The sequence below is a fragment of the Anoxybacteroides rupiense genome (genome assembly GCF_014196195.1).
Taxonomy (GTDB): Bacteria; Bacillota; Bacilli; order Bacillales; family Anoxybacillaceae; genus Anoxybacteroides; species Anoxybacteroides rupiense.
Window position 1 is genome coordinate 270,853 of sequence record NZ_JACIDF010000001.1, and the last position, 14,613, is coordinate 285,465.

The following is a 14,613-nucleotide window of genomic DNA, read 5'->3' on the forward strand; positions in this document are numbered from 1 at the left end:
TTTCGATCATGATGGCAAGCGCCACCGGTTAAAAATTCCCTCGCCCCATTGCCAAAGCCAATCAATCGTTACCTGCACAACTAATGAGAAGAAGGAAAAGCTGCATGGCTTTATTTACATTTCATTTTCGTTTTTTCTTACAACAAAGATCGCTACAGCCTTGCCCCCATCCAAATCCAAGAAAGCACTGCACAGATTCGTACCGCTTCATATAGGTTTTATTTTAACGATATTTCCATGCATCAACATTGTACCCTAACAGAACTATTCTAACAAGAGAGATTTATAAATTTACACATATATGGAATAAAAATCCTTTTCCATTGTTGTATAGCCGAGCAAAACCACTTTACGAACCATGAAGGGGCTCAATTGCGTTTCGACCGTGAGTTTTTACAGACATCGTTCGTTCCATCTTTATAAACATACTATAATCCCCTCGGCTATTGGGCACGAGAACCGATTTGATCGCCGAGGGGAAGCTAAAAACGTGATATTTATCATTCCATTCTACCAAAAGGTTTGTTTTTCCCAAGTGTTGAAGATTGATGATCTGGCTCATTTTATGAACGAGCCTGTTTTTTTCGGCTAGCAATATCAATCCATACCGCGAGAACAAGAATGCTTCCTTTCACTATATACTGCCAAAATGTTTCCATTCCTAATAACGACATGCCATTATCAAGCGAGGTCATGACCATCGCCCCAATAATTGCTCCAATGATCGTACCTGATCCACCAACAAGCGAGGTTCCACCGATGACACACGCAGCAATGGCGTCAAGCTCATACATTTGCCCTGCTGAAATGGTGGCTGATGAAAGACGAGCAGTGAGTACGATAGCAGCAATGGCTGACAGTAAACCCGTAAAAACAAATAGAATCATCGTATGACGTTGAATATGAATTCCGGATAAACGCGCCGCCTCCGCATTGCCGCCAATCGCGTACACATGGCGGCCAAACGTTGTTTTATTCGCAATAAACGAAAAAATAAGCGCCAAGCCAATAACAAAGATAATCGGAAACGGAATACCTTTATAGCTGTTCATTGTGAATACAAATGCTACAATAAGGGCACTGATCGCCATTACTTTTGCCATTTCAAGAGAGAGGGGAGCTACAGAAAAACCGTAACGCTGCCGCGACCGCCGTTTTTGTATCGTTGAAATCACAAGAGCTGCAATCGCCACCACTGCTAAAACGACTCCAAAGCCATTGGTGAAATAAGCGCTCCCTAACGCAATAAAATTAGCGTCTGAAATAGGAACAGTCGTCGATTTCGTAATTCCCATGAGCACACCACGAAACACCATCATTCCACCCAGTGTTACAATAAAGGCTGGAATCGCTCGGTAGGCAACGAGCCATCCTTGCAGCATTCCAATCAACGCACCGGCTACGAGTGTACCTAAAATGACGACACTTGTGGGCATGCCCATCCAGTTGCTCAAAATAGCGGCAAGTCCTCCTGTTAAACCGACAATGGAACCAACGGAAAGATCAATATGTCCCGCCACAATGACAAATACCATACCAATCGCTAAAATGGCAGTAACAGACATTTGCGTAAATAAGTTAGAAAGATTTCGCGCACTTAAAAACGTATCATTTAAAAAGCCAAAAAAAATCCAAATCACCACTAACGCGCCAATCATCGTATAGGCGCGAATGTCTATTTTCCCCCATATCGGATCCCGTTTCTTTTCCACTGTATGTTCGTTATGGATGACCGTTTTTGCTTCCATACTATTTCCCTCCTGTCGCTGCCATCATAATATTTTCTTGCGTTGCTTCCTCGTGAGTAAACTGCTTAACGATCCGGCCTTCGCGCATAACGAGAATACGATCGCTCATTCCCAGGATTTCCGGGAGCTCTGATGAAATCATGATAATGGCTACACCTTCCTCAGCAAGCTTGTTCATTAAATGATAAATTTCATATTTAGCTCCAACATCAATCCCCCGCGTCGGTTCATCCAAAATCAAGATCTTCGGTTTAGCCATCAGCCATTTCGCCAAAACGACCTTTTGCTGGTTTCCTCCTGACAGCGTTCCGACTGGTGTTTCCAATGAAGCGGTTTTTGTTCTAAGCTCCTGGACATAATTTTGGCTCCACTTTAATTCTTCATTTTGATTAATGACGCCGAATTTACTCATATTTTTTAAGCTTGCAAGAGTTGTATTAGCTTTGACATCCATCCCGAGCACAAGTCCGAGACGTTTTCGATCCTCGGTAACAAGCGCGATCCCTTCACGAATCGCATCCTGCACAGTACGGATGCGCACTTTCTTTCCTTCAATCCATACTTCTCCTTCTACTTTTCCTTCATAAGCGCCAAATAAACTCATTGCCAGTTCTGTACGACCGGCTCCCATCAGCCCTGCAATACCGACAATTTCCCCTTTCCTTACGGATAAATCAATATCGTGATTGACTTTCATTGGCTTGTCTTTATGCCAAACTGAATAATGTTTAACTTCTAATACCACTTCTTGGGGATTCCGTTTCATATATGGATAACGCTCCGTCAATTCACGGCCAACCATTAATGAAACGATTTGATCCTCATTCGTTTTTGTTCTAGATAATGTGGCGATGGATTTGCCATCGCGCAAAACGGTAATCGAATCGGCTAAGCGAAACACTTCCGGCATTTTATGAGAAATATAAATGCAAGCGACCCCTTGACTCCGCAACTGTTCCAAAATGCCTAACAAAATTTCGACTTCGCTTTCTGTAAGCGCCGCTGTCGGCTCATCTAAAATCAAAATTTTCGCTTGCTTGGCCAGCGCTTTGGCAATTTCGACCAACTGTTGCTGGCCAATCCCTAATGACTGCATTTTGGTTTGCGGCGCAATGTCTAAACCTACCTTTTTCAGCCATTTTTCCGCTTCATAATACAGTTCATCCCATTGGACTATGCCAAATTTTTTAGGTTCACGTCCAAGAAACAGATTTTCACCGACGGTCATTTCTTTGACAAGGGCAAGCTCTTGATGGATAATAGCAATTCCTGCGTTCTCAGCATCAACAATATGGCGAAACATAACTTCCTGGCCATCAATGCGGATGGTTCCGGAATATGTTCCAACTGGATAAAGCCCGCTCAATACTTTCATTAAGGTGGATTTACCCGCACCATTTTCACCACAAAGAGCATGAATCTCTCCTTTTTTCACTTTAAAGCTGACACGATCAAGCGCTTTTACGCCGGGAAATTCTTTGGTAATGTCCATCATTTCTAACGCATACATATGCCTCACTCCCGTGCTATCAATCTCCTTTAAAAAGAAGGGGCTGGCCCTATAAGCCAATTCCCCTCCTCTGCGGCTTTATTGCTTCGGCCATTGATCCTTTGGAACATTTTTAAATACATCTTCAAGCTTTTGATATCCATCTTTAATGACCGTCTCCACAATATTATCTTTTGTGACTGCAATTGGATCTAACAGCACAGATGGAACATCAATTTTACCATTAGAAACGGTTTGGTTCGTGTCAATTTTTTCCCCTTTTGCAACCGCTACTGCCATTTCCGCCGCTTTTGTCGCAATTTCTTTAATTGGTTTGTATACCGTCATGGTTTGTGTTCCTTCTACGATACGCTGAAGCGCTGCCAGTTCTGCATCCTGACCGGAAACTGGTACTTTTCCTGCCAGCCCTTGAGCAGCGAGAGCTTGAATCGCACCACCGGCTGTTCCATCGTTCGCCGCAATAACGGCTTGAATATTATTGTTGTTTGCTGTCAACGCATTTTCCATATTTTTGAGAGCTTCTTCAGGCTTCCAATCTTTAGAGAACTGATCGTAGACAATCTTGATATCTCCTTTTTCCGCCAGTGGTTTTAATACATTCATCGCCCCTTCGCGGAATAAATGAGCATTGTTGTCTGTATCTGCACCGCCGATGTATACATAATTTCCTTTTGGCGCTTTTTCCACAATCGCTTTTGCTTGCATTTCGCCAACACGCACATTATCAAAAGAGATATAGTAGTCGACATCCGAATTTTTAATTAACCGGTCATACGAAATCACTTTAATTCCTTCTTTATGCGCTTTTTCTACAATCGCAGCGGATGCTTCTGCGTTATGCGGCACTACCACAAGAACATCGACGCCTTCGGAAATCAGCTGTTCAGCTTGGCTTAGCTGGGCTGCATCGTCGCTGTTGGCCGCAAGCGTTTTTACCTCTGCACCAAGCTCTTTCGCTTTTGCTTCAAACATTTCTTTATCGTGCTGCCACCGTTCTTCTTTCAGTGTATCGAGCGAAAAGCCGATCACAATCTTATCATCTTTTTTCTTTGCATTGTCAGCGGTTTCATTTCCCGATGAAACGACGCCGCATGCCGTGAGCGCGGATGCCAGCACAAACACCGCTGCCCCTTTTGCCGCCTGTTTCCACCATTTCACTCTGTATTCCCCCTTTAAAAGTTTCCCTAATTTTCAAATTAATCATAGCATGATCAAAGAAAGCGTTTTCTTCTAGCATTCTTCATTTCTTTGTCCGATCATCGCACAAATACCATACTTTACTTCCGTGATTTGCGAAATGGATAGCATTTTTTTGTCATGGGACAAAAAAATACAGACAATCTATGATGATCGTCTGTCAATGTGCTCCCGATATTGCTTTGGAGTCATATTCGTTATTTTTTTAAAGACGCGGCTAAAATAGTTTGGATCTTTATAGCCGACATCATAACATATTTCTTTTATATTCAAGCTTGCGTCACGCAAAAGCTGCTTCGCTTTTTCAATCCGCAATCCTGTCACATAGTCGCTAAAGGTTTGGCCGGTTTGTTTTTTAAACAGCTTGCTGAAATAATGCGGAGTCAAATGGACTGATTGTGCCACCTCTTCAAGCGAAAGGTCCCGATCGTAATTTTCCTGCAAAAATTCTTCTACCTGTTCGATTACCGATTGCTGTTTGTCTACTGCCAGCGGCTTCCATTCCTCTGAGCTTGCAGTCAACGGTACATCAGCAATATGCTGAACCCGTCCAAACACCGGCAAATAATAAAGAGCGGCGGCGGCTTCTTGATACGATTGCTTCAAACCTATGATCCCTTTTTGAATGGTGCCAATTCCTATTTTGATTCTTATTTGCAGTATTTTTTCAAGCTGTTTCATGAGTTTTTGCGCAAACGAAACGGTTTTTCCCTCCCAATGATCATCAGATTTGAAAAAAATAGAAAATTGACGGTCTATAAGCGGGCTGCATAAGCAATGCCCCACCCCTTGAACATGGTGTTTCATGGCTTCCAGCGCTTCAGGGCGTTCAGGCATCGATTCTAATTGAACAGCTAAAGCAAAACCAGACTCTATTTCCATTGGAATCATTTGTTTTTCATCAAAATCGGCAATATGCCCCATCAAAAAAAGAGTAAAGGTGGACTCGCTGAGAGCATATAGCTTTGCCAGCTTTTCTTTTGTATCAAGCTCCGCTTCGCGCGCTTTTCTTTCAGCGTCAATTTCCGCTGTCAATTTTTTGAGCACCGAAACAATTTGCTCTTTTTTGACCGGCTTCAGTAAATATTCGCTAACCCCCAGCGAAATTGCTTCTTTTGCGTATGCAAAATAATCATAGGCGGTGACGATCACGATTTTCATCATCGCGTGTGTTTTGCGAATTTCGGCAATGGCCTCCAGTCCATGAATTCCCGGCATTTTAATATCCATAAATACAATATCAGGCTTGTGCTGTTCCACTTGTTGAATGGCACTGCGCCCATGCTCAGCATGAAAAATAACAAATTGATGGGGCAGCAGCCGTTCAATCATTAATTGCAGTCCCTCCCTTTCAAGTGGCTCATCATCAGCGATTAGCAGCTTGTACATCCTTCTCTCCCCCTTCTCGTTTTGGCAACATCAAAATAATGGATGTGCCTTTATTGGGCGCGCTACAAATATCGACAATGTCTTCTGTGCCATAAAATAATCGAAGTCTGCGCAAAACGTTAGCCATTCCAAGCCCCGTCGAATGTCCCTTTTTAGAAAATGAATAAGATGACGATTGCAAAATCGCTTGGCGAACTTCTTCTTCCATCCCGGTTCCATTGTCACTTATGACAACATGGATGCGATCTCGCTTCTGACGAACAGATAAGCGAATCACTGCACCAGCCTCCATTCCTTCAATGCCATGAACAAAGGCATTTTCCAAAAGCGGCTGCAGCGTCAAGCAAGGGATGACTTGTCCAAGACATTCTTCAGCAATGTCGAGCTGAAACATAATTCGGTCGCGAAATCTCGCTTTTTGAATCGCAAAATATTCTTTAGCATGAGCCACCTCGTCTCGCAATGTAACAGGCTCATCAAGCTTGCGCAGATTGTAACGCAATAAATTCGAAGTGGAGATGGTTAGTTCGCTCGTTTGCTCTGCCCCTTCGATATAAGCGAGCTTGGAAATCACATTCAATGTATTGAATAAGAAATGCGGATTAATTTGGCTTTGCAGAGCCTTCAGTTCTAATTCTCGGACCAGCTTTTCTTTTTCTAATATTTCCATATTTTTCGAGATTAACGTACGCAAATTTTCCATCATTTGCTGGAAGGTTTGCCCTAGAAGTCCGATTTCGTCGTTCCCATCCATTTGCGGAATATGCGCATCCAGCTTTCCAGCCGAAATTTGCTTGGCGGCAAAGACGAGCCGATAAATTGGAATCACGATTGTTCGCGATAACCAGATGGCAAAAACGATGCTTAAAAGCGTTGTTAAAACAAATAATATTCTGCCAAGCTCATTCATTTTGCCAATATTGATTAACATCTGCTTATAAACAGGCTGATAGGCGCTTAATTCTAAATCAACAAGCGCCTGGCTATCCTCGCGAATAAACGTTGACACCTTTTCAATTTCATTATAGGGTTCTGCATAATCTGACAGCTGTTTGTTTACCATCATCTGCACAATGGATGCCTCTAACTCGATAAACACTCCTATCATGTGTTTATAGTTTTCTAGAGTTAAAGCATCATTTCCCTGCAGTTTGCGATGGCTAAGCTGCTGATGCAAATCTTCGAGCCGCTGCCGATGCTTCACAAGCAGGCGATAGTTTTTTTCGTCCTGATGAATCATATAACCACTTAAAAAACGCAAATTTTCTTGCATTTCAGACGAAACCTGTTTATATAAAAAAATGCGCTGCATCATAACATCATAGCTTTCCTGCACTTTTTTGCCGCTTTGAAAAATAAAGAAGGCGATCACATTTAAAAGCAGTACAAGCAGAGGGATAAAAATAAACAGTTTCATGCGTATTTTCATTCCGTTCCCTCCTGCTGAACATTTGTTTTGTCCACGATTTTTATCGCTGTAAAATGCTCTTTTTCAATGTGCTGGCCTGATAAATGCTTGACCATTAACTCAACAGCAGAATATCCCATATCATATGGCTGCTGGATAATCGTGGCCACAATTTGTCCTTGGCGGATCGCTTGCAGCGTTTCTGTGACATTATCAAATCCAAAAATCTGAACATCTTTGCGGTTTAAATTTTTCGTCGCCATTAGAATTCCAATAGCATCTAAGGCACTCGTTCCAACCATTACCGAGATATCAGGGTGCGCTCGCAGCATTTTTTCTGTTTGAATCGAGGCTTGGATTCGAGAAATATTGGAGGAAGCGATCGCTGCAATCGACAATAATGGATTTTGGGCAATGACTGAGCGAAAGCCTTCCAGACGAAGGTTCTGATTAGCTGACATATCACTTCCAATAATGACCCCAATTTTCTTTTTACCATTCACTCTAGAAATCACTGCTTGACCAAGCAACTTTCCCGCTTCAAGATTGTTTGTGCCGACATAAGAAAGGCGGCGACTGAGAGGGGCATCTGTATCAATTGTAATAACTGGGATTCCTTGTGCCATCGCTTTGTTAATTAACGGGGTAAACCGCACATCGTTTAAGCTTTGGACAATAATGCCGTCAACGCGGGACGCAATCGCTTTTTCTAACAGTTTCATTTGTTCATCCATGTTGGTCCTCAATGGACCAATATATTCCACATTGACATGATAATGTTTGGCTGCTTCTTTTGCCCCGCGTTCAATCTCTCGCCAATATAAATTATCAAGTTCTTGGGAAATCAAAACGAAATGAGGAAGGGCCGGTGAAGAATGAACCGTTTGCCGCAATTGCTCAACCGTTTTTTCGATTTTTTGCGTCGAAACCACAAATTGAATCAAAACATAGAGAAATAGAAAAAACAAAACGGCTAAGCTAATCGTCCATTTTTTATTTGTCATACTATTCACCCAATTTTACTATAATCCGTTTCGAAAGCGGTTACAAGCAAAAAAATAGGATTTGATTCACTTTTGTTGACATGGATGGAAGTTATAAATTGATTATTTAGAACATAGTTTGATTTGATATTGTTAGTTGTTATATGAGGTTTGTGTTCCTTTCTTTTTCGGAGCTAACTCGTTTCATCTTAAATTTTTATTCATATAACTGAATTTTTTGATTTTAAGCGTTTTCCTTCTTTATTTTTCGACAAAACCGAAAAAAAACATGGTAATATGTAATTAGATGCGATTTGAAATAGGCTAAACGGCATGATGTCTAGCCTTTTTTCCAATCTAGCAAATTGTTTTTTCGGCATTTACGACATGGAATTGGCTCAATTGCTATCGCTCAAAAGCAAAAGGCTCTCCATTCTTCTCGATGAAAACGGTCTGGTCCTCGCTTCTCTGTTCGCTGTTGAAGCATTGACACGTGCAGTATAGCAGAGTCCTTCCTTTCACTTCCGCATACTCATATGCATGGACATATCCTCAAGCCATCATTTGTTCTGCTTGGGGATTGAAGGGATGGAGGCTTATTCATTTTAGTTATCCATTTTCCGAATCGCTGAACGTTTTGCAGACAAAAGAATGAGTCTAAAAGCAGCTTATATGAAGGACTTAATATAAAGGGTATATTGTTTTCCGGCCATTATACAATCGGGGAACGAATCGATTCACAGCCTGTTAATAGGTCTTAAGGCGGTATTGTTCAGCTGCGACCTTTATCTCATTCGCGTACCGAAGGCAAGTCCACACCAACTTGCCCTCAGATCGTCGATTTTCCAGTGACTATTCCATCTTTCAGTTGCATTTCTATCATTTTGTCTTATGTCACGTCATCTCTAGGCTCGCTGAAAAATCGACCTCTCAGGTGTACATAAACTAACGGGGACTGGGGAAACTCTCGTTTTTATCATTCTCTAAATCAACGGCTGCTCAGCTAAGAATCGCTTGCTTTCATCTTTTCGTTATTTACGCAATGACACCATTTCGATTCATTGCTTGGCAGTCTATGAAAACGAAGTGCACAAATACACATACACTTACACAGATTGGGGTTGCTTTGTTTATGGAGATCCACTCATACGATTCGTCCTATATGCGATTCTATTTTTTTATGCCTGCCATGCAATTCATTTTAGATGAAAACGGGGATATCGTAGATGTCAACGAATTTGCTGCGCGCTACTTAGGGTATATGCGCACGGAGTTGATTGGAACATCGCCGTTTGCGCTCGTTCATCCGGAAGACCGGAAAAGGGTAAGGCACCGTTCTAAATGGCTGTTCCTTCATCAGCCAAATAACATTCATTCCCTTGAATTTAGAGCATTAAAAAAGAATGGCGAAATCATATTGATTCAACAAAATATGTCTCAGATGACCAGCGAAGACGGAAAAACGCTTTTTCTTATTTCGTGCCATCACATCCCGTCAGAAAAAAAAGCAAGGCAGCTGCTTACCGGACAAAAGAAGGTGCTGGAATGGATTGCGAAAGAGCTTCCTTTGTCCGATATATTAACTGAAATCTCCCGTACCGTCGAAGAAATCCGTCCCAACATTCTTTGTTCTATCCTATTAATGAATGATGAAACGAAAAAGCTTTATCATGCGGCTGCGCCAAGCCTGCCTGCTGACTATGTTGAAACGATCAATGGAATGGAGGTAAAAATGAACGCCGGTTCTTGCGGCACAGCAGCATACCAGCGCGATCTTGTGATCGTTTCTGATGTTCAAACAAGCCCGCTCTGGCAACGTTATCAAGCGTTAGCTCGATCGCATGGATTGCGAGCTTGCTGGTCCATTCCCATTTTTTCATCAACAAAAAAAGTTCTTGGAACTTTCGCTATGTACCATCGCGAGCCTTGTGAGCCCGATACTGAAGATATGGATCTCATCTATACGTTTTCATCCTTAGCTGGCCTAGCTATTGAACAAGCTCGAATGCGGGAGGAGCTTCAAGAAAGCCGACAGCATTATCAATCATTATTTGAATACAATCAAGATGCTGTATTTTCACTCCATTTAGACGGAACATTTTTTGCGGCTAATGGCGCGGCTGCGCAAATTACCGGATACTCTCGCCATGAATTGCTCAGCATGACATTGCATGATTTAGTCATAGGAGAGGATTGGCCGAAAACCATTGAAGCATTTGCCAACACAGCAGAAGGCTACTCCCGCCATGTCGATTTTCGTATTCAGCATAAAACAGGAACGATTTTATATTTAAACGCCACCTCGATTCCGATTTTTATCAATAAAAAAATTATCGGCGTTTCTGTGATTGCAAAAGATGTGACAGAGCGTGAGGAACGGGAAGAACGCATCCAGCAAATGGCTTATTACGATCCGTTAACTGGTTTGCCCAATCGGCGATTGTTCCCTGAACTCGTTCTCGCTGCCGTTAAGAAAGCCAGGGAAAACGGAAAAATGGCGGCCGTTTTATATATGGATATCGATCGCTTTAAATATGTCAACGACTCTCTTGGCCATAGCTTTGGCGATCAAGTATTGCAAAAAACAGCGGATTTAATTAAAAAATGTGTGGCTAATAGCGGCACAGTAGCAAGAATGGGCGGCGATGAATTTACCGTTATTTTGCCCAACCTCGATCATCAAGAGCAGGCAATCGACATAGCACAGCGTATTTTGCGAATGTTTCAAGATCCTGTCCAAATTGACGATTTAGAATTATTTTTGACGCTTAGCATCGGCATTTCCCTTTATCCGCAACATAGTGAAAACGTAGATGCATTAATTCAATATGCCGATATTGCGATGTATGAAGTAAAACAAAAGGGCAAAAACGATTACTATGTTTTCCAAGATGATCACTTAAAGAAAAAATTGCCGGACCTCATTTTGCTAGGAGATTTGCATAAATCCATTCGAAATCGCGAGTTATTTATTGTGTATCAGCCCATTATTGATGTAAAAACGACAAAAATTCGCGCAATGGAAACACTTGTCCGTTGGTATCATCCCGTTCACGGTACGGTTCCTCCAAGTGAATTTATCCCTTTAGCAGAAGAAACCGGCTTTATTGTCTCCATTGGCGAATGGGTCATTCGCCAGGCGTGTGAACAGCATGAAAAATGGAAAAAGATTGGATTGCCGCCCGTTCGAATTGCCGTCAATATTTCTGTGAAAGAACTGCAAGACCAGCATTTTGCCAAAAGAGTGGAAGCCATTCTCTCACAAAAGCAGATATCGCCAGAATATTTAGAGCTTGAGATTACCGAAAGCCTTATGATTTATAATGAACCGATCATCTTAAATAACTTAATGCGGATGAAAGAGATTGGCGTGCGGCTTTCCATTGATGATTTTGGGACAGGCTACTCATCGCTGGCATACTTAAAGCGGCTGGATGTGGATACGGTTAAAATCGACCAATCTTTTATCGCCGATTGTCCCCGCTCTTACTACGGAAGCGTGATTACAACGACCATTATTTCGCTGGCACACCACCTTGGAATGAACGTGATCGCTGAAGGGGTCGAGCATCTCGATCAATTTCGTTACTTAGAAGAAAAAGGTTGCCAAGAAGCGCAAGGGTACTTGTTCAGCAGACCGCTGCATCCAAAAGAAGCGACTAAGCTATTATTTCAAGGAATTCGCCATCTTTATTAGCAACCGATCAACGGATGATCGCCATTCCTGTATATATTAAACGTTTTCCTGTCTATCTGTCGTTGTTTTCGACGGCTATCTCCCTAAACACCAAACCGATTCTTGGGACTGATGTGTGGATCTTGGAAAAGACAAAGAGTCACCCATTTTATGACCAAGTCAGCCAGAGTCGTTTTGCTCATCATTTTTGACAATGGAGTGTGTGCTGGAGTCAAAAAGACGTTTGCGCACAATGCTGGCTAGATCGTGATTACAAAGGGATGAAGGATGGCAATCCATTTGCCCTATCTCTTACTCTATGCTTCTTTGCATAATTGATAAACCAAAAAACAAAAACCCACACATTCCTCGATCCATTCGAGATGTATGTGTGGGTTTCCGAATTGATATAAGGCAGCAAATCATGTAAGCGTTGTCAACACTTTTATTTTTTCACAATTTGAATGTAATCAAAATCTAATGTATCAATCGCGTCTTCGATGTGCAAACGTGTGATAAAGCGATATGAAACCCCCAGCTGCGAAGGAAGAATATCTTCAGGGATTTGATAGGAAAAAGGCAAAAATTTTTTTTGTTCCTCTTTAATGATAAACTCCCCAGCAATTGGAATGGTCGCAATGACCGTATCTTCTTCCTTTCCATCTCGCAGCATTTTGCAAACAAAATCGACATCAAGCTTCTTAATTTTCTGCTCCACTGTGCCGCCGCGAATATACAGCTGCCCTTCAATCACATCTCCGGGATGAAGTATATTTTTATTTAAAAGCAGATCCACATATGCTGAACCAACACCTAGTTTGGACATCATTTTCCGCAATAGCATCCTCTTGTCACCTCTTACATTATCTTTTATACTCTTTCTTTATTAATGTGAACGATATAACATACGTTTGTCACTCCGATCTTGTTTCATTTTCTTGTCTATATAGCAAAAAAAAGATAAAAGACCCATGCCATTTAAGCAAAGGTCTGAGCGCTTATCGAGAAAATGACAGCGCTTCCATCACTTTCTATTTTCTAATTTATTCCACAAAAACCATTTTGTCAATATAAAATTTATCCGCCAACATGCAATTGGCAGATAGTGAGAATCATCTTCAGAAAATCGACGATCAAAGACAAACCACGGCGTCCCTCTATGAGGTAAATGCATGACAAAACTCCAAACAAATCCCGCTCGTTTCATCCCGTCCATCGGTCTAAGAAACGAGCGGATGGTCGAGCCACGCCGCTTCACAGAACCATTGATGGGGACTGTTCTAGCCTTTATCAAGCCGATTCATAACGAAAAGGCAAGTGGTTGTACTTGCCTTCCGATCGTGTGTTTGATGGATATCGCCCGTTTCATCTTTCCATTACATGATTGATCTAGCGCAAAGGCAACATGGAGCGAGACAAAACCCCGCATCCCCACCCCGTTATGAGCTGAGAGACCTCTCGGTGGATGATGTTAAATAAACATGCTAAACGACAGCCAATATTCACCTTCGTTCACAGCTTTTTCTTCCATTGCTCCCACATATGATGTTCGCCATCCTTTGGCGCGTCCGATTAGAAAGATTGTATACACTTTGGAATTACTCGTAAACATTTTGGTTTTCAATAACATAATCCACCCGAATAACAGGAACATCATGCTGCTCCAGTTCAGCGACGATCATCCCTACATGATCATTGTAAATACAAAACGTCTGCTGTCCTTTTTGAAAAGCTGTTTCGCCATATGAAAGAACGGTATGATAAAGCTTACGCACATCAACATTCTGTGTCTTCACTCGTCTTCCTAAATGGATAATCACTTCTTTTCCAGCGATTTTTCCACGATACATACGCAATATCCCCCTTTGCACTTGTATTCTCAATATATGATAAGTGCTATATATTCATACGCGCTTCTTTTTATGTCTTAATCAAGTAATTCGCCAGTCACACGGCATTCCCCTTTTGGATTAGAATATTACCAAAAAATTTGCAAATTTTTTCTGAATTTCACTCTCTTTTCCTTGACGATGACGTTGCATTAGTGTATAGTAAAAACATCATTTAACAGAATATATTTCAACCCAAGCAGCACGCACGTTCACCTTAGACCGCTGTGGAGTATATTCCGTTATTTGATAAAATTTTTTAATTAGCCATAGGTGCTAAAGGTATTAGGAGGAATTAAGTATTATGCAAAACGGTAAAGTAAAATGGTTCAACAATGAAAAGGGTTATGGGTTCATTGAAGTGGAAGGTGGAGCTGATGTATTCGTTCACTTCACAGCAATCCAAGGTGACGGCTACAAAACATTAGAAGAAGGCCAAGAAGTTTCCTTTGAAATCGTACAAGGAAACCGCGGACCTCAAGCAGCTAACGTTGTAAAATTATAATCAAGCGCTCGTTGACATAGAAGTAAGACGAAAGCGAAAGCCAAGGGCTGACCTAACAGCGGTAGGTTAGCCCTTTTTTGCTGCTACCAACGCAGACAACAGGTGATTCGTTCATATGAACAGATCAAGCTGAAAAAGAATGTCCGATCCTGCGCTGCCCATGATTCAAACAAATGTTCGCTCTGTCATCATCAAGCTGCAGTGCATGATATCTTGTTATCTCGGCCATTTCCTTTTTCATTGCTTTCTTTCCAGCGAATGCACCCTTTAAATACAAGCATCGAACTAAGATAATCTCTAAAAGGGTA

At 41.8% G+C, this 14,613-nt stretch carries 10 protein-coding genes; 2 read left to right on the forward strand and 8 right to left on the reverse strand.

Annotated features, from left to right (window positions below; translation table 11 throughout):
* Positions 1-563: 563 nt before the first annotated feature.
* From GGQ95_RS01215 to GGQ95_RS01240, 6 genes are all read right to left on the reverse strand, one after another.
* A complete protein-coding gene (locus tag GGQ95_RS01215; protein ID WP_044745246.1) occupies positions 564-1,748 on the reverse strand; it encodes a sugar ABC transporter permease in 1,185 nt (394 codons plus the stop codon).
* A gap of 1 nt (position 1,749) precedes the next feature.
* Positions 1,750-3,258 carry a xylose ABC transporter ATP-binding protein gene (locus GGQ95_RS01220; RefSeq protein ID WP_066147448.1) on the reverse strand — a complete coding sequence of 503 codons (1,509 nt, stop codon included), beginning with the start codon at positions 3,256-3,258 and terminating at the stop codon, positions 1,750-1,752.
* A gap of 78 nt (positions 3,259-3,336) precedes the next feature.
* Positions 3,337-4,416, reverse strand: coding sequence for a D-xylose ABC transporter substrate-binding protein (gene xylF, locus GGQ95_RS01225; protein WP_066147446.1), 1,080 nt, complete (start codon positions 4,414-4,416; stop codon positions 3,337-3,339).
* A 183-nt stretch (positions 4,417-4,599) separates the two neighbouring features.
* A complete protein-coding gene (locus tag GGQ95_RS01230; RefSeq protein ID WP_066147444.1) occupies positions 4,600-5,844 on the reverse strand; it encodes a response regulator in 1,245 nt (414 codons plus the stop codon).
* Positions 5,822-7,273, reverse strand: a complete 1,452-nt coding sequence (locus GGQ95_RS01235; RefSeq protein ID WP_066147442.1) for a sensor histidine kinase — start codon at positions 7,271-7,273, stop codon at positions 5,822-5,824. Before GGQ95_RS01235 ends, GGQ95_RS01230 begins: the two co-directional genes overlap by 23 nt.
* Entirely contained in the window at positions 7,270-8,256 is a 987-nt protein-coding gene (locus tag GGQ95_RS01240) for a sugar-binding protein (protein WP_066147441.1), read from the reverse strand. The genes GGQ95_RS01235 and GGQ95_RS01240 overlap by 4 nt, the downstream gene beginning before the upstream one ends.
* 1,111 nt (positions 8,257-9,367) lie before the next feature.
* On the opposite strand from GGQ95_RS01240, the gene GGQ95_RS01245 reads away from it, so the two are divergent.
* A complete protein-coding gene (locus GGQ95_RS01245) occupies positions 9,368-11,932 on the forward strand; it encodes a bifunctional diguanylate cyclase/phosphodiesterase (protein WP_066147440.1) in 2,565 nt (854 codons plus the stop codon).
* Between the two features lie 424 nt (positions 11,933-12,356).
* Here GGQ95_RS01245 and GGQ95_RS01250 read toward each other — a convergent pair whose 3' ends face one another.
* Positions 12,357-12,755: a sporulation protein gene (locus tag GGQ95_RS01250; RefSeq protein WP_066147437.1), complete on the reverse strand. Its 399-nt coding sequence runs from the start codon at positions 12,753-12,755 to the stop codon at positions 12,357-12,359.
* 754 nt (positions 12,756-13,509) lie between these two features.
* Positions 13,510-13,761: a hypothetical protein gene (locus GGQ95_RS01255; protein ID WP_044745255.1), complete on the reverse strand. Its 252-nt coding sequence runs from the start codon at positions 13,759-13,761 to the stop codon at positions 13,510-13,512.
* A gap of 343 nt (positions 13,762-14,104) precedes the next feature.
* Between GGQ95_RS01255 and cspD the strand changes: the two genes are divergently transcribed.
* Positions 14,105-14,305 carry a cold-shock protein CspD gene (gene cspD, locus GGQ95_RS01260; protein WP_044745256.1) on the forward strand — a complete coding sequence of 67 codons (201 nt, stop codon included), beginning with the start codon at positions 14,105-14,107 and terminating at the stop codon, positions 14,303-14,305.
* The last annotated feature ends 308 nt before the right edge of the window (positions 14,306-14,613 follow it).